This is a genomic window from Streptomyces sp. NPDC127114 (genome assembly GCF_042677525.1).
In the GTDB taxonomy this organism is placed as follows: Bacteria; Actinomycetota; Actinomycetes; order Streptomycetales; family Streptomycetaceae; genus Streptomyces.
The window spans coordinates 106,995-129,666 of the sequence record NZ_JBHXTJ010000019.1; the positions used below are offsets into that span (position 1 = coordinate 106,995).

20 protein-coding genes are annotated in these 22,672 nt (G+C 73.1%); 12 read left to right on the top strand and 8 right to left on the bottom strand.

The window, feature by feature from the left end:
- The first annotated feature begins 74 nt into the window (after positions 1-74).
- Together ACFVGS_RS20615 and ACFVGS_RS20620 are read left to right on the top strand one after the other, a co-directional pair.
- Positions 75-1,757: a chitinase gene (locus tag ACFVGS_RS20615; RefSeq protein WP_385693270.1), complete on the top strand. Its 1,683-nt coding sequence runs from the start codon at positions 75-77 to the stop codon at positions 1,755-1,757.
- A gap of 232 nt (positions 1,758-1,989) precedes the next feature.
- Positions 1,990-3,333 (top strand): M14 family metallopeptidase, encoded by a 1,344-nt coding sequence (locus ACFVGS_RS20620; RefSeq protein ID WP_384418777.1) that lies wholly within the window; start codon positions 1,990-1,992, stop codon positions 3,331-3,333.
- Here ACFVGS_RS20620 and ACFVGS_RS20625 read toward each other — a convergent pair.
- From ACFVGS_RS20625 to ACFVGS_RS20640, 4 genes are read right to left on the bottom strand one after another with little or no spacing between them, the layout of a single operon-like run.
- Positions 3,330-3,908 (bottom strand): hypothetical protein, encoded by a 579-nt coding sequence (locus tag ACFVGS_RS20625; RefSeq protein ID WP_385693271.1) that lies wholly within the window; start codon positions 3,906-3,908, stop codon positions 3,330-3,332. The genes ACFVGS_RS20620 and ACFVGS_RS20625 overlap by 4 nt on opposite strands.
- A gap of 46 nt (positions 3,909-3,954) precedes the next feature.
- Positions 3,955-4,365 (bottom strand): RidA family protein, encoded by a 411-nt coding sequence (locus ACFVGS_RS20630; RefSeq protein WP_384418783.1) that lies wholly within the window; start codon positions 4,363-4,365, stop codon positions 3,955-3,957.
- Entirely contained in the window at positions 4,362-5,135 is a 774-nt protein-coding gene (locus ACFVGS_RS20635) for an IclR family transcriptional regulator (protein WP_384418786.1), read from the bottom strand. Before ACFVGS_RS20635 ends, ACFVGS_RS20630 begins: the two co-directional genes overlap by 4 nt.
- Complete coding sequence (locus ACFVGS_RS20640; RefSeq protein WP_384418855.1) at positions 5,132-6,139, bottom strand: sugar kinase; 1,008 nt, start codon at positions 6,137-6,139, stop codon at positions 5,132-5,134. The genes ACFVGS_RS20635 and ACFVGS_RS20640 overlap by 4 nt, the downstream gene beginning before the upstream one ends.
- Positions 6,140-6,326: 187 nt before the next feature.
- On the opposite strand from ACFVGS_RS20640, the gene ACFVGS_RS20645 reads away from it, so the two are divergent.
- Positions 6,327-7,607, top strand: coding sequence for an alanine racemase (locus tag ACFVGS_RS20645; protein ID WP_385693272.1), 1,281 nt, complete (start codon positions 6,327-6,329; stop codon positions 7,605-7,607).
- Between the two features lie 13 nt (positions 7,608-7,620).
- Positions 7,621-9,228: an amidohydrolase family protein gene (locus ACFVGS_RS20650; protein WP_385693273.1), complete on the top strand. Its 1,608-nt coding sequence runs from the start codon at positions 7,621-7,623 to the stop codon at positions 9,226-9,228.
- 252 nt (positions 9,229-9,480) lie between these two features.
- Here the strand turns inward: ACFVGS_RS20650 and mptB are convergent, their stop codons facing one another.
- Together mptB and ACFVGS_RS20660 are read right to left on the bottom strand one after the other, a co-directional pair.
- A complete protein-coding gene (mptB, locus tag ACFVGS_RS20655) occupies positions 9,481-11,004 on the bottom strand; it encodes a polyprenol phosphomannose-dependent alpha 1,6 mannosyltransferase MptB (RefSeq protein ID WP_385693274.1) in 1,524 nt (507 codons plus the stop codon).
- A 33-nt stretch (positions 11,005-11,037) separates the two neighbouring features.
- Positions 11,038-11,490: a hypothetical protein gene (locus tag ACFVGS_RS20660; RefSeq protein ID WP_384418798.1), complete on the bottom strand. Its 453-nt coding sequence runs from the start codon at positions 11,488-11,490 to the stop codon at positions 11,038-11,040.
- A gap of 164 nt (positions 11,491-11,654) precedes the next feature.
- On the opposite strand from ACFVGS_RS20660, the gene ACFVGS_RS20665 reads away from it, so the two are divergent.
- The 6 genes from ACFVGS_RS20665 to ACFVGS_RS20690 all read left to right on the top strand — a co-directional run bounded on the left by ACFVGS_RS20665 (position 11,655) and on the right by ACFVGS_RS20690 (position 18,136).
- A complete protein-coding gene (locus ACFVGS_RS20665; RefSeq protein WP_384418801.1) occupies positions 11,655-12,866 on the top strand; it encodes a pyridoxal phosphate-dependent aminotransferase in 1,212 nt (403 codons plus the stop codon).
- Positions 12,867-12,959: 93 nt separating this feature from the next.
- Positions 12,960-13,352 carry a hypothetical protein gene (locus tag ACFVGS_RS20670; RefSeq protein WP_384418804.1) on the top strand — a complete coding sequence of 131 codons (393 nt, stop codon included), beginning with the start codon at positions 12,960-12,962 and terminating at the stop codon, positions 13,350-13,352.
- Between the two features lie 228 nt (positions 13,353-13,580).
- Positions 13,581-14,702 carry a hypothetical protein gene (locus ACFVGS_RS20675; RefSeq protein ID WP_385693275.1) on the top strand — a complete coding sequence of 374 codons (1,122 nt, stop codon included), beginning with the start codon at positions 13,581-13,583 and terminating at the stop codon, positions 14,700-14,702.
- Positions 14,699-15,928, top strand: coding sequence for a toxic anion resistance protein (locus ACFVGS_RS20680; RefSeq protein ID WP_385693276.1), 1,230 nt, complete (start codon positions 14,699-14,701; stop codon positions 15,926-15,928). Before ACFVGS_RS20675 ends, ACFVGS_RS20680 begins: the two co-directional genes overlap by 4 nt.
- Positions 15,925-17,550 (top strand): substrate-binding domain-containing protein, encoded by a 1,626-nt coding sequence (locus ACFVGS_RS20685; RefSeq protein WP_385693277.1) that lies wholly within the window; start codon positions 15,925-15,927, stop codon positions 17,548-17,550. Before ACFVGS_RS20680 ends, ACFVGS_RS20685 begins: the two co-directional genes overlap by 4 nt.
- The gene (locus tag ACFVGS_RS20690; protein ID WP_384418814.1) at positions 17,537-18,136 is read left to right on the top strand and encodes a hypothetical protein; all 600 of its coding nucleotides are present in this window, start codon (positions 17,537-17,539) and stop codon (positions 18,134-18,136) included. Before ACFVGS_RS20685 ends, ACFVGS_RS20690 begins: the two co-directional genes overlap by 14 nt.
- Positions 18,137-18,323: 187 nt before the next feature.
- Here the strand turns inward: ACFVGS_RS20690 and ACFVGS_RS20695 are convergent, their stop codons facing one another.
- Entirely contained in the window at positions 18,324-20,147 is a 1,824-nt protein-coding gene (locus tag ACFVGS_RS20695; protein WP_384418817.1) for a phosphoenolpyruvate carboxykinase (GTP), read from the bottom strand.
- A gap of 196 nt (positions 20,148-20,343) precedes the next feature.
- Here ACFVGS_RS20695 and ACFVGS_RS20700 point away from each other — a divergent pair, with 196 nt between their 5' ends.
- Positions 20,344-21,036 (top strand): hemolysin III family protein, encoded by a 693-nt coding sequence (locus ACFVGS_RS20700; RefSeq protein ID WP_384418820.1) that lies wholly within the window; start codon positions 20,344-20,346, stop codon positions 21,034-21,036.
- An 18-nt stretch (positions 21,037-21,054) separates the two neighbouring features.
- Positions 21,055-21,678: a TetR family transcriptional regulator gene (locus tag ACFVGS_RS20705; RefSeq protein WP_384418823.1), complete on the top strand. Its 624-nt coding sequence runs from the start codon at positions 21,055-21,057 to the stop codon at positions 21,676-21,678.
- Here ACFVGS_RS20705 and ACFVGS_RS20710 read toward each other — a convergent pair.
- Positions 21,632-22,672, bottom strand: a complete 1,041-nt coding sequence (locus ACFVGS_RS20710) for a glycoside hydrolase family 26 protein (protein ID WP_385693278.1) — start codon at positions 22,670-22,672, stop codon at positions 21,632-21,634. The two genes, ACFVGS_RS20705 and ACFVGS_RS20710, sit on opposite strands and share 47 nt — an antisense overlap.

Here is a 22,672-nt window from a genome sequence, read left to right on the forward strand (position 1 = left end):
GTCTGCCGACGGTGGCCACCGCTCAGCACCTCCCCGCCCCTCCCCCTCCCATCCCCCACCCCCGGAGGCAGCAAGTGGACCGCACCACCAGAGCCGCGCTGGGCCTGGCCCTGAGCGCCGGCCTCGTCCTCGTCGGCGGCGCCGGCACCGCCCAGGCCGCGGACGTCAACGTCGCCAGGAACGCGGGCTTCGAGAACGGCCTTGCCAACTGGTCCTGTTCGGCGGGCAGCGGCGCCGTCGTCTCCTCGCCGGTACGCACCGGAGCGGGCGCCCTGCGCGCCACCCCCGCCGGCCTCGACAACGCCCGGTGCACCCAGACGGTGACCGTGAAGCCGAGCTCCACGTACACCCTCAGCGCGTGGGTCCAGGGCGGTTACGCGTACCTCGGCGCGAGCGGCACCGGCACCACCGACGTCTCCACCTGGACGCCGGACTCCACGAGCTGGAAGCAGCTGACGACCACCTTCACCACCGGGGCCAACACCACCTCGGTACAGATCTACACGCACGGCTGGTACGGCACGGCCGCCTACTCCGTCGACGACGTGAGCGTCTTCGGCCCCGACGGCGGCGGTGGCACCGACCCGGAGCCGACCGTCCCGGCCACCCCGGCGGGCCTCGCCGCCGGCACCGTCACCAGCAGCTCCGTCTCGCTCACCTGGGGCGCGGTCTCCGGCGCGACGGGCTACAAGGTCTACAAGAACGGCGCCCTCGCGACGACCGTGAACACCACCTCGGCCACCGTCACCGGCCTGGCCGCCGACACCGCGTACCAGTTCCAGGTCTCGGCCGCCAACGCCGCGGGCGAGTCGGCGAAGTCGGCCGCCGTCACCGCGCGCACCGCGAAGGTCACCGACCCCGGCCCCGGCCCGGCCGTGCCGAAGCACGCGCTGACCGGCTACTGGCAGAACTTCGACAACGGCGCCACGGTGCAGAAGCTGCGCGACGTCCCGTCGCAGTACGACATCATCGCCGTCTCCTTCGCGGACTCGACGGCCACGCCCGGGCAGATCACGTTCAACCTCGACCCGGCCGTCGGCTACGCCTCCGTCGCCGACTTCAAGGCCGACATCGCCGCCAAGAAGGCGGCCGGGAAGTCCGTGATCATCTCGGTCGGCGGCGAGAAGGGCAACGTCACCGTCAACAGCGACGCCTCCGCGACCGCCTTCGCCGACAGCGCGTACGCCCTGATGCGGGAGTACGGCTTCAACGGCGTCGACATCGACCTGGAGCACGGCATCAACGCGACGTACCTGACCAAGGCGCTGCGTCAGCTGTCCGCCAAGGCCGGTTCGTCGCTGGTCCTGACGATGGCCCCGCAGACCATCGACATGCAGAACACCGGCACCGAGTACTTCAAGACCGCGCTCGCCGTGAAGGACATCCTCACGGTGGTCAACATGCAGTACTACAACAGCGGTTCGATGCTCGGCTGCGACGGCAAGGTGTACAGCCAGGGCTCGGTGGACTTCCTCACCGCGCTCGCCTGCATCCAGCTCCAGGGCGGCCTCGACGCCTCGCAGGTCGGCCTCGGCGTGCCCGCCTCGACGCGGGGCGCGGGCAGCGGCTACGTCGACCCGCAGGTCGTGAAGAACGCGCTCGACTGCCTCGCCAAGGGCACCGGCTGCGGCACGTTCAAGCCGTCGCGGACGTACCCGGACATCCGCGGCGCGATGACCTGGTCCACCAACTGGGACGCGACGGCGGGCAACGCCTGGTCGAACGCGGTCGGCCCGCACGTCCACGGCCTGCCGTAAGCGCTCGCGTGAGCCCGGCGTCCCTACGCCCTTCGGAGGAATCCCCTCGCAGCGCCGCCGCTCACCCGGCGGCGCTGCGCCGTTTCCGGCGGCCGGGAGCGGGAGAATGTGGCCGAACTTGACTGCTTGACCCGTTCATGTCACACCCTCACCATGTCAGCACCGTACGACGTCCGATTTCCGACGAACGACCGTCTGTCGCACTCCCCACACTCCCCACCCAGGAGACAGCATGCGACTTCGTACCCGCGGACGGAGGTCCGCCGCCCTGGCGGCCCTCCTGGCGCTCGCCCTCGCGGCGCCCGTCTCCGCGCTCACGACTCCCGCCGGGGCCGACCCGGCGCCGACCGCCGCCGCCAGGGACGGCGAGGAGGTGATCCGGCAGTACGAGATCGCCGGACCCGCCACCGCCGCCGAACGCTCCGCCCTCACCGCCACCGGCGTCTCCATCGACGAGGTCGACGCCCGCTCGGTCGTCGTCAGCGCCGACGCCCGCCAGCTGGCCCACCTCAAGAGCCTCGGCTACCGGCCGGTCGCCCTGCCCGCCCCTCCCGAGCGGGGCAAGGCCGCCGCCTCGGCCGTGGGACCGCTCGACTTCCCCTCCGCCGACTCCAAGTACCACAACTACGCGGAGATGAACGCCGAGATCAACACGCGGCTCGCCGCCTACCCGTCCATCATGAGCAAGCGGGTGATCGGCAAGAGCTACCAGGGCCGCGACATCGTCGCCATCAAGATCAGCGACAACGTCGGCACCGACGAGGCCGAGCCCGAGATCCTCTTCACCCACCACCAGCACGCCCGCGAGCACCTCACCGTCGAGATGGCGCTCTACCTGCTGCGCGAACTCGGCGCCGGGTACGGCACGGACAGCCGCGTCACCAACATGGTGAACAGCCGCGAGATCTGGATCGTGCCCGACCTGAACCCGGACGGCGGCGAGTACGACATCGCGAGCGGCTCCTACCGCAGCTGGCGCAAGAACCGCCAGCCCAACTCCGGTTCCACGTACGTCGGTACGGACATGAACCGCAACTGGGACTACAAGTGGGGCTGCTGCGGCGGCTCCTCCGGCTCCAAGAGCTCCGAGACCTACCGCGGCACCGCCCCCGAGTCCGCGCCCGAGGTGAAGGTCGTCTCCGACTTCGTCCGCTCGCGCGTGGTCGGCGGCAAGCAGCAGATCACGGCCGGCATCGACTTCCACACCTACAGCGAGCTGGTCCTGTGGCCCTTCGGCTACACCAACGCCGACACCACGACCGGCATGACGCAGGACGACCGTGACGCCTTCGCCACGGTCGGCCAGAAGATGGCGTCGAGCAACGGCTACACCCCCGAGCAGTCCAGCGACCTGTACATCACCGACGGGTCCATCGACGACTACCTCTGGGGCGCACACAAGATCTTCGCGTACACCTTCGAGATGTACCCGACCTCGTCCTGGAACGGCGGCTTCTACCCGCCCGACGAGGTGATCGAGCGCGAGACCTCCCGCAACCGGGACGCCGTCCTCCAGCTCATGGAGAACGCCGACTGCATGTACCGCTCGATCGGCAAGGCCGCGCAGTACTGCTAGGCGGGCTCGCTCCCGCCCTCGTCGAAGTACGCGTCCAGCACCGCGTCCAGGAGTGACTCCCACTCCTGGACGCGCGCCTTGGCCGGCGCGTCGATCTCGATCGGGTACCAGCGCCGGTCAGGGGTGTGCACGACCACCCTGAACCGCTTGCCGAAGCGGGCCGTCGCGGTCTCGACCGCGCCGATCTCGTCCCAGCGGAACTCGCAGCTCTCCTCGTCGAGGCCGAGACGAACGCCCTGGGCGTCGGCGACGATCCGGGAACGCCGGTCGGCGGCCTCGAAGACGGGCCCGTCGGGATCGGGCGCGGCATCGGCGTCGGGCGCCTGGGCCTCGGGCGCGGCGTCGGCATCGGCCTCGGGCGCGTCCGCCTCCGACTCGCCTTCCGCCCCGGCCACTTCGGCCTCGCCCGCCGCGTCCACCGGGACGGCGTCCCGGGGTTCGGCGTCCGCCGGCTCCTCCGGCACCACCGGGGGCACCGGGCCAAGGCCCGTGACTCCCGTGATGCCCGGGACGAACGCCGGGTCCGCCGCGGCGCCGTGCACCGTCTGAATGCTGGGTCCTGTGCGCTGCTCCACGGCGGAAGTATGGCCGATGATCCTGTGAGCGTTCGAGCCGCCCCGGTCAGCCGAGTACGGCCAGGGCGTCGATCTCGACCAGCAGCCCCGCGGGCAGGCCGACGTAGACCGTCGTACGCGCCGAGGCCGGGGCCTTGAGCTCCTGCTCGTCGAAGTACGCGTTGTAGATCTCGTTCATCTCGGCGAAGTGGTCGACGTCCGTCAGATAGACGCGGATCATCATCACGTCGTCCCAGGTCGCGCCGCCCTCCTCCAGGATCGCCTTGACGTTGGCGAGGGTCTGGAGGGTCTGCTCGCGCAGGGTGGGGCCGGCCGGGGTCGGGGGCCGGCCCTCGACGGCCGGCAGGAAGCCGACCTGACCGGCGACCTGGAGGATGTTGCCCTTCCTGACGCCGTGGGAGAACCTCGCGGGCGGGGCGGTGTGGGTCGGCGGCGTGAGGGCGGTCTTCTCGGTCATGCGCGGTCCTTGTCCTCGGGGTCGGTCCTGGTCGTTCCGGAGTATTCACGGCTGATGTCGTCGGCGGTGCGGCGCACCAGCGGGAGCAGCGCGAGGAGTTCGTCGGCGGTGACGACGACGTTGGGCGCCGAGACCGACATGGCGGCGACGACCCGGCCGTCCGCGCCGCGGACGGGCGCGGCGACGCAGTTGATGGACTCCTCGTGGCCGCCGAGGTCGCTGGCCCAGCCCTGTTCGCGTACGGTCGCCAGCTCCTCGAGGAAGGCGGCGGCGTTCGGGGTCGAACGGGGCGTGTACATCGGGTAGTCGAGCCTGGCGGCGAGGGCGCGGCGCTCGGCCTCGGGCAGGTCGGCGAGGAGCAGCTTGGCGACGGCGGCGACGGTGATGGCGACGGGCTTGCCGATCCGGGAGTACATGCGGACCGGGTATCGGCTCTCCACCTTGTCGATGTAGAGGACCTCGCCCTCCTCGTGGACGGCGAGGTGGACGGTGTGGCCGGTCCGCTCGTTGAGGGCGGCGAGGTGGGGGTGGGCGATCTCGCGGACGTCGAGGTTCTCGACGGCTTCCTGGGCGAGGGCGAAGAGGCGGGCGCCGAGGCGGTAGCGCTGGTCCTGCTGGCGGTAGACGAGGCCGTGCTCGTGGAGGGTGCGCAGCAGGCGCAGGGCGGTGGACTTGTGGACGCCGAGCCGTTCGGCGACCTGACCGAGGTCGGCGGGGCCCTGCGCGAGCAACGGCAGGATGCTGAGGGCGCGGTCGACGGTCTGGCTCATGGCGTGCGTACCTCCTGGTCCTCCCCCGTCCAGCCGGGGCCGAGGTGCAGTCTCTCCCAGGCCCGGTCGTCGAGCCGGGCCAGCCGGTCGGCGTGGGCGCGCCGGGGCGGGCGGGCGAGGTCGCCGGGGGCGGTGAGGGCGGCGGCGGCCATGAGGTGGCCGTGGCGGAGCCGTGCGCGCGTGTCGAGACCGCGGAGGGTCGCGGAGAGGAATCCGGCGGCGAAGGCGTCGCCGGCGCCGACGGTCGAGACGACGTCGACGCGGGGCGGGCGCTCCAGGTGGCCCACGGCGTCGGCGTCCTCCATGCCCGCGCAGGCCTCGGGGCGGCGGTCGGTGACGTGGGCGCCGCCCCTGCCGAGCTTGACGACGAGCGTCCCGGGCCGGTCGACGAGGTCGCCGACGGCCCGGATGCCCTTCACGCCCCACAGCGCCGTGGCCTCGTCGGCTCCGACGAAGACGAGGTCGGCGCGGTTGGCGAGGTCGAGGAGGACCTCGGGGGCGGCGGCTCCGTCGCGCCACAGGCCGGGCCGGTGGTTGACGTCGAAGGAGACCAGGGGGCGGCCGGGGCGGGGCGCGGTCAGTTCGTACAGCAGCGCCCGGCAGTCGCCGGAGAGCGCGGCGGTGATGCCGGTGAGATGGAGGATCCGGCCGTCGGTGACGGAGTCGTACGGCACGGTGTCGGGCGACATCGCGGAGGCGGCGGAGCCGGCCCGGTGGTAGACGGCCTCGTGGGCGTCGGTGGCCCGGTCGGCGTCGGTGCGGAAGTAGACGCCGGTGGGCCGGTGCGGGTCGCGGCGGACGGCGCCGGTGTCGACTCCGTACGCTGCGATGGCGGCGAGCAGGTGGTCGCCGAAGCCGTCGGCGCCGACCCGGCCGACCCAGCGGACGCGGTGTCCGGCGGCGGCGAGCGCGCAGGCGACGTTGGACTCGGCGCCGCCGACGGCGCGGGTGAAGGCGGGGACGTCGGCGAGGCGGCCCGGCCGGGAGGGCAGGAAGGCCACCATGGACTCGCCCACGCAGACCACGTCGGGGGACGGCCCGGCCGGGGGCACGGTCTCGGCCACGGTCACGCTCCTGCGGGTCCCTCGGGCGCCGGGTCCATTGACCCGGCCTCGGCCCGGATGTTAGACAGCGACGAGCGACATACGCAATGGGCGTTGCATGTGCTGCAACACCTTGGAGGAGGGTTCCATGCCGACCGAGCCGCGGACCGAGCTGTCGGACGAGCGCGTCGACCACCGCTTCAAGGGCCTGCCGCCGGACGCCGAGGGCCTCACCGTCCGCGAGCTGGCCGCCCAGCGCCGCAACCTCTTCACCGGCGGCTTCACCACGCCCGTCCTCGCCCTCTCCGCCGAGTCCGTCGAGCACAACCTGCGCCTCCTGGAGGCCTACGCCGAGCGCCACGGCCTCGCCTTCGCGCCGCACGGCAAGACCTCCATGGCCCCGCAGCTCTTCGACCGCCAGCTCGAACACGGTGCCTGGGGCATCACCGCCGCCGTACCGCACCAGGCCCGGGTCTACCGCGCCCACGGCATCGACCGGATCTTCCTCGCCAACGAGCTCGTCGACGCCGTGGCGCTGCGCTGGCTCGCCGCCGAACTCGACAGCGACCCGGACTTCCGGTGCGTCTGCTACGTCGACTCCGTGCGCGGCGTCGAGCTGATGGACGAGGCCCTGCGCGCGGCGGACGCCCGGCGCCCGGTGGACGTGGTCGTCGAGCTCGGCGCGGCCGAGGCCGGGCGCACCGGCGTGCGGACCGAGGCCGAGGCCGAGGCCGTCGCCGACGCGGTCGCGGCCACGGACCGGCTCCGGCTCGTGGGCGTCGCGGGGTACGAGGCCACGATGCCGCAGGCGGACGCCGCCCGGGTCCGCGAGTGGCTGCACCGGCTCGTCAGGCTGGCGGCCGCCTTCGACAAGTCCGGCAGGTTCGCGCCCGACCTGCCGGAGATCGTCGTCAGCGCCGGCGGCAGCGAGTGGTTCGACACGGTCGCCGAGGTCTTCGCCGGGATCCCGGATTTCTCCCGGCCCGTCCTGAAGCTGCTGCGCTCGGGCGCGTACGTGTCCCACGACGACGGCCAGTACCGCGAGCGGACCCCCTTCAACCGGATCCCCGACGAGGGCGCGCTGCAGCCCGCGTTCCGGCTCTGGTCCCAGGTCGTCTCCCGCCCCACCCCCCAGCAGGCCTTCACCAACGCGGGCAAGCGCGACGCCGCCCACGACCTCCACCTGCCGGAGGCGCAGGTCGTCCGCGACGGGCGCACCGGCGAGATCCGCCCGGCCGACGGCGTCACCGTCACCGCCCTCTCCGACCAGCACACCTGGCTGGCCACCGAGCCCGGCGCGGACGTGGAGGTCGGCGACTGGGTCGGCATGGGCCTGTCCCACCCGTGCACGTCCTTCGACAAGTGGCAGCTGATCCCGCTGGTGGAGGCGGACGGCACGGTCGTCGACTACATCCGCACGTTCTTCTAGCGGGGAGCCGGTGATGGATCTCGTCTTCCGGGACGCCGAGGTCGTCGACGGCACCGGCGAACCCTCCTACCGCGCCGACGTCGCCCTCGCCGGCGGCCGGATCGCCGCGATCGTGAAGGAGGGCGCTGCGGCCGGCTGCCAGCGCCCGACCGCCCGCCGGATCATCGACGCCGAGGGCCTCGCGCTGTCCCCCGGCTTCATCGACATGCACGCCCACAGCGACCTCGCGCTGCTCCGGGACCCTGACCACAGCGCGAAGGCCGCGCAGGGCGTGACGCTCGAGGTGCTCGGCCAGGACGGCCTGTCGTACGCGCCGGCCGACGACCGCACGCTCGACGCGGTGCGGACGGCGATCGCCGGCTGGAACGGCGGTGCGCCCGGGGATCCGACCGTCGACTTCGACTGGCGCACGGTGGGCGAGTACCTGGACCGCCTGGACACCGCGCACGGGGGCCGGGGCGTCGCGGTCAACGCGGCCTACCTCGTCCCCCAGGGCACGGTCCGGATGTACGCGATGGGCTGGGAGGACCGCCCGGCGACGGAGGCCGAGCTGAACCGCATGCGGCGGCTCGTCGACGAAGGCCTGGAGCAGGGTGCGGTCGGCATGTCCTCCGGCCTCACCTACACGCCCGGGATGTACGCCCCCGAGGCCGAGCTCACCGAACTGTGCCGGGTGGTGTCGCGCCACGGCGGCTACTACTGCCCGCACCACCGCTCGTACGGGGCGGGGGCCCTGGAGGCGTACGAGGAGATGGTGCGGCTCACCCGCGACGCGGGCTGCGCCCTCCACCTCGCCCACGCCACCCTGAACTTCGGCGTGAACGAGGGCCGCGCGCCGGAGCTCCTGTCCCTCCTGGACGCGGCCCTGGCGGCCGGCTCCGACATCACCCTGGACACCTACCCCTACACCCCCGGCTCCACCACCCTCGCCGCGCTCCTGCCCGGTTGGGCGCACGAGGGCGGTCCGGAGGCGCTCCTGGCCCGCCTCCGCGACGACGCGACGGCGGAACGGATCCGCCACCACCTGGAGGAACTCGGCTCGGACGGCTGCCACGGGGTCCCGGTCGAGTGGCACACGGTCGAGATCGCGGGCGTGACGGCTCCGCAGCTCGCGTCCTGGGTGGGCCGCAGGGTCCCCGACTGGCCGACGGCCCGCCGCCTCCTCGTGGAGGACCGCCTCGGCTCGACGATCCTCCAGCACGTCGGCCACGAGGAGAACGTCCGCGCGATCATGCGCCACCGGGTCCACACGGGCGGCTCGGACGGCATCCTCCAGGGCGCGAAGCCGCACCCGCGGGCGTACGGCACGTTCCCCGAGTACCTCGGCCGCTACGTGCGTGAGGAGTCCGTCCTCCCCCTGGAAGACTGCGTCGCCCATCTCACCTCCCGCCCCGCGAGGCGGCTCCGCCTCCCCGACCGCGGCCTGGTGAAGGAGGGCTACGTGGCCGACCTGGTCCTCTTCGACCCCGCGACGGTCGCCGCCGGCTCCACGTACGCGGCTCCCCGCACCCTCCCCACGGGCATCCCCCACGTCCTGATCAACGGCCACTTCGTGATCGAGGACGGCAAGCGCACGGACGTGCTGGCGGGCAGAGCGATCCGCCGGACGCCGCCGAGCTGACGCCCCCGCCCGCAGCCCGTGCGCGCCCTCGTACGGGCGCGCGACGCAGGCCGGCACCCTCCCGCCGGTGACCCCGCCGTCCCGCCGGCGCCCCGCCTCACCGGACGGCTGCCCCGTGCCCCCCGTGTGGGCATTCGTCCCGCTGGGGCGGGACGGGTGGGCACACGGGACGGCGCGCTTGGCGGGCGCGCCCCTGCGCCTCGCCCGTCACCCTTACGGCGGCGCCGACGGCGGGGCCGTCACCCCATGGGCCTAACGGACCTGATCCCGCCGTGCCCCCGCCTCGCTCGGGACCGGACGCGGACCCGGCACCGCGACGGTGCCCGCCTCGCCCCACGGCTCGCGACGCGCCCACCAGAGGCCCACCGCCAGCACGACGCCCGCCAGGGCGAAGCCGTACGCCGGTGTGTGACCCGACGGCGCCGTCTCGTAGGCGAGGGCCGCGCACAGGACGGCCAGCAGCCGGCCGCCGCGTCCGTCCCACGCGCCCGCCGCCGCGACCACGACCGTGCCCCACAGCACGTACCAGGGCTGCACCATCGGCGAGAGCGCCACCAGCGCCAGCAGGGAGAGGCCGAGGCCCAGGACCGGATCGACGCGCTCCTTCCAGACCCGCCACGCGATCGTCGCGACGATCGCACCGGCGGCCAGCAGCCCGAGCTTCTGCACCACGCCCTTGACCGGCTCGGGATCGTCCGCGACCAGCAGCCCGAGTCCGAGCCCGAGGTCACTGGTGACGGACAGGGCCGTGTGGATGGTGGCGGCCACGTTCTGGGTGCGGAGCCAGCCGAAGCCGGTGCCGGCCGCCACGCTCGCCCCCGCCGCGACGGCAACGGCCACCGCTCCCGGCAGCAGTCCCTTCGCGAGGCCGGCCGCCCCGCCACGCCGCCGGGCGACCACGATCCCGACGAACAGCAGTCCCAGCGCCGCCGGCGACTTGATCATCATCGCGAGCCCGATGACCGCGCCGCCCACCGCCCACCGCCCTCGCCGCACGGCGAGGAGGACGCCCGCGAGCAGCAGTCCGGCCATCAGGCCGTCGTTGTGCAGGCCGCCCACGACATGGACGAGGAGCAGCGGGTTCAGCGCCGCGAGCCACACCGCCCCGTCCCGCCGCCCCTCCGGCGCGAGCCCGCGCACCGCCCACACGATCAGCGCGAGCGCGAGGAGCGCGACGAGTCGCATGCCGAGGACGGCGGGGACGACGGCGCCACCGGTGAGCCCGACGACGGCCTGGGCGACGAGGAGGAAGACCGGCCCGTACGGCGCGGGCGTGTCGGTCCAGTGGCCGCCGACGCTCGCCGCCGCGTCGTACCCGAGTTCGCCGGGGCCGAGGACGGCGGGCCCGGCCGCGTACACGTCGTGCCCTTCGAGGACCATCGCGCCCTGGGCGATGTAGCTGTAGACGTCGGCGCTGTACAGCGGTGGGGCGAGCAGGAGCGGCGCGACCCACCAGCAAAGCGTGGCCCCGAGCCCGACCCCGGCCCGAGCAGCCCCGACCCCGGCCCGAGCCCCGGCCCCAGGCCCGGCGCCGCCCCCGGCAGCCGCGCGCCCGGCGCGGAGCACCCGCCCGTACTGCCACCACGCCACGACCAGCAGGGTCAGCCCGAGGTACGCGAGGACGGAGCCCGCCACCGTCGCACCGGTGCCGTGCGGCTGCCACAGGCCCGCGCCGCCGCGTACGGGGAGCGTCCCGGCGGCCCAGCCGCCGACGGTGACGGCGAGCGAACCGGCCGCGCCGAGCCACCGGCATCCGGCGGTGCTGAAAACCCACATGAGGGGCAAACCTACCGTGCCCCGCCCGGCGCCCTACCGGGGCTTCTTCTGGATGCCGGGTGCCTGGTCCGAGTAGCCGGGGCGGCCGGACGGGGACGCCGTCCCGCTCCCGGAGGCCGCGGGCGCGGGGCGCGACGCGCCGCCGGACGGCGTCGGGCTCGCGGACGGGTCGGCGGTGCCGCTGGCCGTGGCGGACGGGGAAGCGGAGCCGCCCGAGGCGCTCGGGTCGGCGCCCGGGCTCCCGTCGTCGTCCTCGCCGGAGCTCCCGGCGTCGCGCTGGATCAGCGCGGGCATGCCGGGGCGGCTCTCGTCAGGCCCCAGGCCGCCTCCTCCGGACGCGGGCCCGCCGTCGAGCGCGGCGAAGGCGGCGAGGACGCCGCACACGACGACGGCGCCGCTCCCGATGATCCACAGCGGGCCGGGGCCACGGCGCTTGGACGCGTGGCGTCGTCTGGAGGGCTCTGCCCCCGTCTCGTTCGGACTCACGAGCCGTGATTGTAGGGAGCACGACACGGCCGAAGCGACGTGGGTCACAGCGCGGGGGCACGCGCGCCCGCGGACCGGACCGCGGGTACGTCCCGAGCGCGCCGTACGCCCGACGTGTCCCAAAACACGAGGCGTCTTGCGGCGGCCCGCCGTAAGCTCTCGTCATGCAGGTGATCCAGTCCACGAAGCTCGCCAACGTCTGTTACGAAATCCGGGGCCCGGTGCTCGAAGAGGCGATGCGGCTGGAGGCTGCGGGTCATCGCATCCTCAAGCTCAACACCGGGAACCCGGCCGCGTTCGGCTTCGAGTGTCCGCCGGCCATCCTCGAGGACATGCTGCGCAACCTCGCCGACGCGCACGGTTACGGCGACGCGAAGGGCCTGCTGTCGGCCCGGCGGGCGGTGATGAGCCACTACGAGACCAAGGGCATCCCCCTGTCGGTCGAGGACATCTATCTGGGCAACGGCGTCTCCGAGCTCATCCAGATGGCGATGCAGGCCCTGCTCGACGACGGCGACGAGGTGCTGGTCCCGGCGCCCGACTACCCGCTGTGGACGGCCGCGGTCTCGCTGGCGGGCGGCACGGCCGTGCACTACCGCTGCGACGAGCAGGCCGACTGGATGCCGGACCTGGCCGACATCGAGCGGAAGATCACCGATCGGACCAAGGCGATCGTGATCATCAACCCGAACAACCCGACGGGCGCCGTCTACGACGACGAGATGCTGCGGGGCCTGACCGAGATCGCCCGCCGGCACAGCCTGGTGGTCTGCTCGGACGAGATCTACGACAAGATCCTCTACGACGGCGCCACGCACACGCCGACCGCCGCCATCGCCCCCGACCTGCTGGTCCTCACCTTCAACGGGATGAGCAAGAACTACCGGGTGGCCGGTTTCCGCTCCGGCTGGCTCGCGGTCTGCGGCCCGAAGTCGCACGCCTCCTCGTACATCGAGGGCCTGACGATCCTGGCCAACATGCGGCTGTGCGCCAACATGCCGGCGCAGCACGCGGTGGCCGCGGCCCTGCAGGGCAGGCAGTCGATCGAGGACCTGGTGCTGCCGGGCGGGCGGCTCCTGGAGCAGCGGGACACGGCGTACGAGCTGCTGACGCAGATCCCTGGCGTGACGTGCGTGAAGCCGAAGGGCGCGCTGTACCTGTTCCCGCGCCTCGACCCGGCGGTCTACAAGATCAAGGACGACCGGCAGATGGTCCTCGACCTGCTGCGGGCCGAGAAGATCATGGTGGTGCACGGGACCGGCTTCAACTGGCACGAGCCGGACCACTTCCGGATCGTGACGCTGCCGACCGCCGCGGACCTCGCGGACGCCGTGACGCGGATCGGCACCTTCCTGGACGGCTACAGCCAGTACTGACGCGCGCTCGCCGTCCCGAGTTCCGGACACGGCTCAACTTTAGATCGATTCCAAGCTAGGATGTCTCCAGAGCTACCGCAGGAGGCCATCCCCATGTACGAACCGATCCGCACGAAGTCGGTCCACCGGATGGCCGACGACGACCAGAACGGCTACCCGCACCGCTCCCGCGAGGAGGAGCTGGACATCCAGCTCGCCGGACACCTCGCCGCCCTGCTCGCGGTCACCGACGAGCTCGGCGACACGGAGGCGGGCGAGCTCATCGCCCGCCAGGTGGCCCGGCTGCGCGGCGCGCCGCCGGCCCGGCACGCGGGTCTGAGCGGCGCTCCCACCGCCGCCCTGCACCGCAAGGCGCACGCCCTCGCGGGCCGCGCCCTGGTCGTCGCCGCCTCCCGGGCCGACACGGCCGCCGCGATCCTCGCCGCCGAGCGCATGGACGCGCACACCGCGGCGCTCGCCGGGGAATCCCTGGTCGGCGCCCCCTGACGGCCCCGGTCCGCGCGGCCACCCCGCGCGGCCCGGGCGCCACCCACTCCCCCCGACGCACGCCGCCCTCACGGCACCCCTGCCGACGCGACGTCACCGTCCGCCGGCGCGGCCTCAGCCCCCGGTCGACGCGCCCGTCGCCTCCCGAGTCCCGTCACGGTATTCCACGCTCCGGTTCCCTACCGGGATCGCCGCTTCACCCCCCGTACACCCAACTCCCCCTGGAATGTGGGTTTCCGCGAGCAACCTGCACGCGTGAGACGCATTCTGGGAATCGTCCTCGCCGTCCTGCTCCTCGGCGGCGTGGCCGCCGCCCTCGTGGTGGGCGGCGACAAGGACGACAGCGGCACGGCAACGAAGACCGTGCGAGGAGTCATCGGGTCGGAGAAGGCGGAGTTCTTCGCCGATCCCGAGGTCGTGAAGGCCCTGGCAGCCAAGGGCCTCACCGTGCGGACCGAGACCTCCGGGTCCTGGGACATGGAGGAACTGCCCCTGGAGGGCTACGACTTCGCGTTCCCGTCCGCCAAGGCGCCGGCCGACGAGCTCAAGGCCAGGCGGAAGGTGACCGCAGCGCCGCTGCGGCCCTTCTACTCGCCGCTCGTGGTCGTCGCCCACAGCGCCGCCGCCAAGGTGCTCGCCGACAACGGGCTCGCCGACCTCGGCCCCGGCGGCCGCACCGGCACCCTGCGCATGGAGGCCTATCTCGCCGCCGCGCGCGCCGACCGCACCTGGCAGCAGCTCAAGGGCTCGGCCGGACACGCCGAGCTGAGCGGCACCCTCTTCATCACCTCCACCGACCCCGTCGCGTCCAACTCCGGCGCGCTCTACCTCGCCGCCGCGAGCTACGTCGCCGACGGCGGCCGGGTCGCCGGCGACAAGGCGGCCGTCGACCGCACCGCGCCGCTGCTCCGCAAGCTCATCCAGGTGCAGGGCGCCCAGCAGTCCAGCTCCGACGCGCCGTTCCGGGACTTCGTCAGCGGTGTCGGCAACCCGCTGGTCCTGGTGTACGAGTCGCAGGTCGCCGCCCAGCTGATCGCGAAGCAGGACATGGGCGACCTGGTGGTGCTCTACCCCGACACCACCGTCAGCAGCGACCACACCCTCGTACCGCTCACCGACACCGGTCGCACCCTCGGCGAACTCCTGTCCGGCGACCCGGAGTTGCGCGAGCTCGCGGTCCGCCACGGCTTCCGCCCGCAGGGCGCGGCGGCCGAGTTCACCGCCGCCACCGCCGGTCACACCGGCTACCTCAACCAGACGCTCACCGGAGTCCGCCAGGCGCCCGTGCCCACCTCCAAGGTGCTGCAGGAGATGGCGCTGCGGGCCCGCGACCAGGGGGACACCGCATGACCACACCCATGAGCCCGCCGCCGGACGCCGAGAGCCCGCTCGTCCTCACGCCGCCGGAGCCGGTCGCCCCGGTCCGCGCCGAGCAGGCCGCCACGCTCGTCCCGATCGACGACGCCGTCCGCGCGGAGATGCACCGCAGGGCCGCCGAGTACGTCGGCTCGCTCGCCGGACTCGACGCCCGCTCCCCCGAGTTCACCGGCCGCGTCGGCGAGCTCACCGCGCTCGGCGCCGGCGAGATGCGCGCCGCGGCCCAGCAGTCCAACCGGATGCTCGACCGCACGGTCCGCTCCCTCGGCGCGGCCGGCGGCGACGCCACGGCCCGGGTCGGCGGCTCCCTCGTCGAGCTGCGCCGCACCGTCGAGGACCTCGACCCGCGCGACACGCCCGCCAAGGGCGTGCGGAGCCTGCTGTCGAAGCTGCCCGGCGGCAACCGGCTGCGCGACCACATCGCCCGGTACGCCTCCTCGCAGGACACCGTCAACCGGATCCTCGACGCGCTGCGCGGCGGCCAGGACGAGCTGCGCCGCGACAACGCCGCCCTGCAGACCGAGCGGGCCCGGCTCTGGGAGAGCATGGGCAGGCTCCAGGAGTACGCGGTGCTCACCGAGGCCCTCGACGCCGCCGTCGAGGAGCGGCTCGCCGCGACCGCCGACCCGGCGCAGGCCGACGCGCTGCGCGCCGACGTGCTCTTCCCCGTCCGGCAGAAGCGCCAGGACCTGTTGACCCAGATCGCCGTGTGCGCCCAGGGCTATCTGGCGATGGACGTGGTGCGCCGGAACAACGACGAGCTGATCAAGGGCGTCGACCGGGCCACGACCACGACCGTGACCGCCCTGCGGATCGCGGTGATGCTGGCGTCCGCGCTCGACCACCAGAAGAAGGTCGGAGAGCAGGTGAACGCGCTGCGCGGCACCACGGAGAACCTGATCCAGGGCAACGCCGCCGCGCTCGCCGGCCAGTCCGGGGAGATCCAGCGGCTCGCCGCGGAGCCCGCGGTGGGCCTGGAGACCGTCCGCACAGCGTTCCAGCAGATCTACCGGACGCTCGACGCCATCGACACGTACAAGGTCCGCGCGACCGAGTCGATGGCGCAGACCGTCGACGCGCTGAGCGCCGAACTGCGCACCGCGAGCGGGTACGTGGAGCGCACCCGCGACGACGAGCGCGAGCGCGGCGACCGGAGCGGCGCGGCCGGCCGGGGCATCCTCGAAGGAGGCCGCGGATGAGAGCCGTACGCAGCTCCGCACAGGTGCGGCGCCCCGCGCGCCCCCGCCGGTTCGCGGCGGCCGCCGTCGCCGCGCTCCTCGCCCTCGGCGCCGTCGCCTGCGACACCGCCTCCGGGGGCGGCGGAGGCGACGGCAAGGGCTCCGGCGAGGACGCCATGGAGTACCGGCCGGGCACCCTGCGGGTCCTCGCCTCCTCCGAACTCGCCGACCTGGCGCCCGTCCTGGAGGAGGCCCGCAAGGCCACCGGCGTCACCGTGCGCCCCACGTACGCCGGCACCCTCGACGCCGTCGAGCGGATCGCCTCCGGCGAGGCCGACAGGCAGTACGACGCGATCTGGCTGTCGTCCAACGACTATCTGCGGCTGCGCCCGGACGTGGCCCGCCGCATCACCGGCGAGACCCCGGTGATGACCTCGCCGGTCGCCTTCGGCGTGCGGCCCGCCGCCGTCGCGCGGCTCGGCTGGGACCCGGGCAAGGTCACGTGGGCGCAGATCCACCGGGCGGTCGCCGAGAAGAAGCTCACCTACGGCATGACGGACCCGCTGCGCTCCAACTCCGGTTTCTCCGCGCTCGTCTCGGTGGCCTCCGGCCTCTCGGGCGCCCAGGCGGCGCTCACCGACAAGGACGTGAAGGCGACGAGCCCGAAGCTGAAGGAGTTCTTCGCCGGGCAGAAGCTGACCTCCGGCTCCTCCGGCTGGCTCGCCACCGCCTACGGCCGGCGCACCGACGTCGACGCGCTGGTCAACTACGAGTCGGTGCTGCTCTCGATGCCGGAGAAGCTGACCGTGATCCGGCCGGCCGACGGCGTGGTCACCGCCGACTATCCGCTCACCTCGCTGACCGCCGCCCGCCCCGAGGCGAAGGACGCGGCCCGCCGGCTCGCCGCTCATCTGCGCACGCCGGCCGCGCAGAAGCTGATCACGGACCGGACGCTGCGGCGCCCGGTGGTGCCCGGCGTCGCTCCGGAGCCCCGGCTCGGCACCGACCCGCGCCGGGAACTGCCCTTCCCCGGCAGCAGGTCGGTGGCGGACGGACTGCTCGACGCGTACGACAACACGCTGCGCCGGCCCTCGCGCACGGTCTACGTCCTCGACACCTCCGGCTCGATGGAGGGGCGGCGCCTCGAACGGCTGAAGGCGGCGCTCGGGGAACTGACCGGCGACTTCCGGGACCGCGAGGAGGTCACGCTGATGCCGTTCGGTTCGTCGGTGAAGAACGACGAGGTCACGACCCACACCGTCGACCCGGCCTCGCCCAAGGCCGCACTGGACGCGATCCGCGCCGACGCGAACCGGCTCTCGGCCTCCGGCGGCACGGCGATCTACTCCAGCCTGAAGGCGGCCTACGGGAAGCTGGGCACCGCCCCGGACGACACCTTCACCTCGATCGTGCTGATGACGGACGGCGCCAACACCGACGGAGACCCGGCCGGCGCCTTCGACGCCTTCCACCGCGACGAGCTGAGCCCGGCCCAGCAGCGGATCCCGGTGTTCCCGATCCTGTTCGGCGACTCCGACCGGGCCGCGCTCGACCACATCGCGCAGCTCACCGGCGGCAGGCTGTTCGACGCGAACCAGGGTTCGCTCGACGGTGCCTTCGAGGAGATCCGTGGCTACCAGTGACCTGCTGAGGGCGGCCCTGCGCTACGCCGAGTCCCGCAAGAACATCGCCGGCTGCGCGTGCGGCCTGGCCGGCGTGGGCCTCACGCTCGCGGGCGCCGGCGGCCCCCTGTGGCCGGTGGTCGTCGCGGGCCTGTACGGCGCGGGCGCGCTGATCGCCCCGCCCGAGCGCCCGCCCGCCCCGGCCTTCCCGGACCCGGCCGAGCAGCTCGACGCGCTGCGCGCGGACCTGGCGACGCTGCGCGGCTATCTCGCCGAGGTGGAGCTGCCGTCGTCCGCGCGGACCCGGCTGGCGGAGCTCGACGCCCTCGTGGGCGCGCTGCTCGAACCGGGCTGGGTGAGCGATCCGGAGCAGGTGCGGATCCTCGCCCGCGCGGTGCGCCAGGACGTGCCGGAGGCGGTCGACGCCTTCGTACGGACGCGGTGGTGGAACCGGGTGGTGCCGGGTGCGGAACCGCCGGAGCGCCATCTGGAGCGGCAGCTGGGCGCTCTGCACGAGGAGGCCGCGGCGATCGCCGACGCGCTGCGCGAGACGGAGGAGCGGCGGCAGGAGACGCACACCCGCTACCTGGAGGACCGGGGCCGCTGAGGAGTCCCCGGGAGGATCCGCCGAGGACTTCCGGCGACGTCCGGCGAGGACTCCCGGACGTGCGCCGGCCCCCGGAGCCGTGAGGGGGCTCCGGGGGCCGGATGCGTCGTGACGGGCCGTCGTGACCCCAGCTGGTCAGGGCGGAAATCGGGGCAACCCGTCACGAGTTCATGGTGCTGTCAGAGGCTCAGCCCAGGCGCTCGACCAGCGCGCGGTACTCGTCCCACAGCTCCTTCGGGGTGTGCTCGCCGAAGGTCTCCAGGTGCGCGGGGACCAGGGCGGCCTCCTCGCGCCAGACCTCCTTGTCGACGGTGAGCAGGAAGTCCAGGTCGTCGGCGGCCAGGTCCAGGCCGTCGGTGTCCAGGGCGTCCTTCGTCGGCAGGATGCCGATGGGCGTCTCGACGCCCTCGGCCTTGCCCTCGAGGCGCTCGACGATCCACTTCAGGACGCGGCTGTTCTCGCCGAAGCCGGGCCACACGAACTGGCCGGCGTCGTTCTTGCGGAACCAGTTCACGTAGTAGATCTTCGGGAGCTTCGCGGCGTCCGCGGAGGCGCCGACCTTGACCCAGTGGGCCATGTAGTCGCCCATGTTGTAGCCGCAGAACGGCAGCATGGCGAAGGGGTCGCGGCGCAGCTCGCCGACCTTGCCCTCGGCGGCGGCGGTCTTCTCGGAGGCCACGTTGGCGCCGAGGAAGACGCCGTGGTTCCAGTCGAAGGACTCGGTGACCAGCGGCACGGCGGAGGCGCGGCGGCCGCCGAAGAGGATCGCGGAGATCGGGACGCCCTTGGTGTCCTCCCACTCCGGGGCGATCGTCGGGCACTGCGCGGCCGGGACGGTGAAGCGGGCGTTGGGGTGGGCGGCCGGGGTCTCGGACTCCGGCGTCCAGTCGTTGCCCTTCCAGTCGGTGAGGTGCGCGGGCGCCTCCTCGGTCATGCCCTCCCACCACACGTCGCCGTCGTCGGTGAGCGCGACGTTGGTGAAGACCGAGTTGCCCCAGAGGGTCTTCATGGCGTTGGCGTTGGTGTGCTCGCCGGTGCCGGGCGCGACGCCGAAGAAGCCGGCCTCGGGGTTGATCGCGTAGAGGCGGCCGTCCTCGCCGAAGCGCATCCAGGCGATGTCGTCGCCGATGGTCTCGACCGTCCAGCCGGGGATCGTGGGCTCCAGCATGGCGAGGTTGGTCTTGCCACAGGCGGACGGGAAGGCGGCGGCGACGTACTTGGCCTCGCCCTGAGGCGGCGTGAGCTTGAGGATGAGCATGTGCTCGGCGAGCCAGCCCTCGTCCCGCGCCATGACGGACGCGATGCGCAGCGCGTAGCACTTCTTGCCGAGCAGGGCGTTGCCGCCGTAGCCGGAGCCGTAGGACCAGATCTCGCGGGTCTCGGGGAAGTGCGAGATGTACTTGGTGGAGTTGCACGGCCACGGCACGTCCTCCTGGCCCTCCTCCAGGGGGGCGCCGAGGGTGTGGACGGCCTTGACGAAGAAGCCGTCGGTGCCGAGCTCGTCGAGGACGGTCTGTCCCATGCGGGTCATGGTGCGCATGGAGACGGCGACGTACGCGGAGTCGGTGATCTCGACGCCGATGGCGGAGAGCGGGGAGCCGACCGGGCCCATGCAGAAGGGCACGACGTACATGGTGCGGCCCTTCATGGAGCCGCGGAAGATCCCCTTCTCGCCCGCGAAGATCTCCTTCATCTCCGCCGGGGCCTTCCAGTGGTTGGTCGGGCCCGCGTCCTCCTCCTTCTCGGAGCAGATGAAGGTCCGGTCCTCGACGCGCGCGACGTCGGTCGGGTCGGAGGCGGCGTAGTACGAGTTCGGGCGCTTGACCGGGTCGAGCTTCTTGAAGGTCCCCTTGGCGACGAGCTCCTCGCAGAGGCGCTCGTACTCGGCCTCGGACCCGTCGCACCAGACGATGCGGTCGGGCTGGGTGATCTCGGCGATCTCGTTGACCCAGGACACGAGTTCCCGGTGCTCGGTGGGGACGGTGGAGGGAGCCGCGTTGTCGCGCGCCACGATTGCTCCTTGAAGAGGGGTTTTTAGATGTATGCCCCTTGGGGGCTGCGACCCGGATGCGTCGTAGGCGCTCATCCGGTGCCGACCGCACTCATTTGATCATCCGATGGTTCTGCGCATATGTCCAGAGGGCCGCACACGTGAGCATCGCCACTCATATCCACTACTTACGATCGCGTAGGTACGATGCGGATCCATGACTGCAGTCTCGCCGGACCTCGCCACCACGGAGCAGCGCCCGGCGCTGCCGCTCCCGCTCAAGCCCAGACTCAGGGGCTGGCTGCACGCCGGAATGTTCCCCGCCGTGATCGTCGCGGGACTCGTCCTGGTCGCCCTCGCGGACTCCCCGCGGGCCCGCATCGCCTGCGGGATCTACGTGCTCACCGCCTGTCTGCTCTTCGGCATCAGCGCCCTGTACCACCGGGGGAACTGGGGGCCGCGCGGCGAGGCGGTGCTGCGGCGCCTCGACCACGCCAACATCTTCCTGATCATCGCGGGCACGTATACCCCGCTGACGCTGCTGCTCCTCCCCGACTCCACCGGACGGCCCCTCATGTGGGCCGTGTGGGCCGCGGCCGCCGCCGGCATCGCCTTCCGCGTCTTCTGGGTCGGCGCTCCTCGCTGGCTGTACACGCCCTGCTACATCGCGATGGGCTGGGCCGCCGTCTTCTTCCTCCCCGACTTCATGCGGGCCGGCGGCATCGCCGTCCTCGTCCTGGTGATCGTCGGCGGCGTGCTCTACAGCGCGGGCGGCGTGATCTACGGCATGAAGCGCCCCAACCCCTCACCCCGCTGGTTCGGCTTCCACGAGGTCTTCCACTCCTTCACCCTCGCCGCCTTCATCGTCCACTACGTGGGCATCTCTCTGGTCGCGTACAGCCACGCCTGACCAGGCACAATGACGGTCATGGCCGGCACACCCGCGCGCCCCGCCCTGCGGGAGCGCAAGAAGCTCAAGACCCGCGCCGCGATCCGGAAGGCCACCTACCGGCTCGCGGCCGAGCGGGGCTGGGACGCGGCCACGATCGAGCGGATCGCCGCGGCCGCCGAGGTCTCGCCCTCCACCGTCGTCCGCTACTTCCCGGCCAAGGAGGACATCCTCCTCACCGACGACCAGGACGAGCTCCTCCTCGCCCGGCTGCGCGCCCGCCCCGCCGACGAGGACCCGCTCGACTCGCTGCGCGCCGTCGTCCTCGACGCCGTCACCGCCGCGCTGACCGCGGAACCCGAGGAGACCCGGCTGCGGACCCGTCTCATCGTGGAGATCCCCGCCGTCCGCGCCCGGCTCACCGAGACCACCGCCGAGACCGGCCGGCTCCTGTGCGGCGCCGTCGCCGAGCGCACCGGCCACGCCCCGGACGACCTGGAGGTACGGGTCTTCACCGCCGCCGTCCTCGGCGCCCTGCGCGAGGCCACCGTCCACTGGGCCGAGCACGGCCAGGGCGACGACCTGGTCCCGCTGCTCGACCGGACCGTCGACACCCTCAAGGCCGGGCTGACCCTCCGCTCCCCCGGCCCAGCGCGCCCCTGACCACCTCGCCCGACAGCGGATTCGCCGCACACGACCACACCCCGTGCGGGCAGTAGTCGGTGAAGGTCTGGTACACCGGCCGGTGCCGCGCGAACCAGTCCAGCATCCCCCGCACGTACGCCGGGTTGTCGCCGTTGCGGAAGAGCCCCCACTCCGGGAACGACACCGGCTTGCCGTGCGCCGCCGCGAACCGGGCGTGGAAGTCCAGCCCGTACGGCTCCGTGACCTGCTCCTCGAACGACAGCCCGGCCGGCTGGTCGTAGGCGTCCATGCCGACGATGTCCACCACGTCGTCGCCCGGGTAGCAGAGCGGCCAGGCGATCGCGTCCAGGCCCCGGCTCGGCGTGAAGTCGAGCCGGAAACGCTGCCCCGGCACCTCCCGCAGCACCCCGGCCACCCGCCTCCAGTACGCCTTCCAGCTCTCCGGGTCCGGCCCGCAGCGGTGCCCGTACGTCGTGCCGTTCATCTCCCAGCCGAGCACCAGGACCGCGTCCGCGAGCCGGTGCTCCACCAGCCGCTCGCCCAGCGCGCGGAAGTGCCGGTCGAAGTCACCGGCCGCCCCGCGGCGCAGCCCCGCCCGCACCTCCGCGTCGCTCAGCCCCGCCTCGTTGCGGTCGAGCAGCGGCACGTTGAGCACGAACAGCCGGCCCGGCCGCTCCTCCTTCCACCGCGCCCACGGTTCGAACAGCGCCGGATGCCCCTCGATGTTCGACCAGCGGTCGCCCGGCAGATAGGTGTGCCCGACGGTCAGCGGCTCGCCGCCCAGCCACTTCTCCACCTCGCCGATCCGCCGCACCCCGGCCTCGTCGGAACCGGTGAAGAAGCCCGACGGCACGCCCGGCATCGGCACCGGCTCCGGTTCCGGCGCGGTCCGTTCCCCGGCGTGCCGGTCCGGCGCGAGCCGGCCGTACGGCAGCAGGAACACCAGAGCGGCCGCGAGCAGCACCGTCAGTGCCACCCGCGGCCAGGTCGTCCAGGAGCGGAGGAGACGCAC

Bases quoted from the DNA above. Each gene is read 5' to 3' on its own strand.
- ACFVGS_RS20620 (WP_384418777.1), top strand. From the start codon at position 1,990: ATGCGACTTCGTACCCGCGGACGGAGGTCCGCCGCCCTGGCGGCCCTC.
- ACFVGS_RS20630 (WP_384418783.1), bottom strand. From the start codon at position 4,365: ATGACCGAGAAGACCGCCCTCACGCCGCCGACCCACACCGCCCCGCCC.
- ACFVGS_RS20635 (WP_384418786.1), bottom strand. From the start codon at position 5,135: ATGAGCCAGACCGTCGACCGCGCCCTCAGCATCCTGCCGTTGCTCGCG.
- ACFVGS_RS20640 (WP_384418855.1), bottom strand. From the start codon at position 6,139: ATGGTGGCCTTCCTGCCCTCCCGGCCGGGCCGCCTCGCCGACGTCCCC.
- ACFVGS_RS20645 (WP_385693272.1), top strand. From the start codon at position 6,327: ATGCCGACCGAGCCGCGGACCGAGCTGTCGGACGAGCGCGTCGACCAC.
- ACFVGS_RS20650 (WP_385693273.1), top strand. From the start codon at position 7,621: ATGGATCTCGTCTTCCGGGACGCCGAGGTCGTCGACGGCACCGGCGAA.
- mptB (WP_385693274.1), bottom strand. From the start codon at position 11,004: ATGTGGGTTTTCAGCACCGCCGGATGCCGGTGGCTCGGCGCGGCCGGT.
- ACFVGS_RS20665 (WP_384418801.1), top strand. From the start codon at position 11,655: ATGCAGGTGATCCAGTCCACGAAGCTCGCCAACGTCTGTTACGAAATC.
- ACFVGS_RS20670 (WP_384418804.1), top strand. From the start codon at position 12,960: ATGTACGAACCGATCCGCACGAAGTCGGTCCACCGGATGGCCGACGAC.
- ACFVGS_RS20680 (WP_385693276.1), top strand. From the start codon at position 14,699: ATGACCACACCCATGAGCCCGCCGCCGGACGCCGAGAGCCCGCTCGTC.
- ACFVGS_RS20685 (WP_385693277.1), top strand. From the start codon at position 15,925: ATGAGAGCCGTACGCAGCTCCGCACAGGTGCGGCGCCCCGCGCGCCCC.
- ACFVGS_RS20700 (WP_384418820.1), top strand. From the start codon at position 20,344: ATGACTGCAGTCTCGCCGGACCTCGCCACCACGGAGCAGCGCCCGGCG.
- ACFVGS_RS20705 (WP_384418823.1), top strand. From the start codon at position 21,055: ATGGCCGGCACACCCGCGCGCCCCGCCCTGCGGGAGCGCAAGAAGCTC.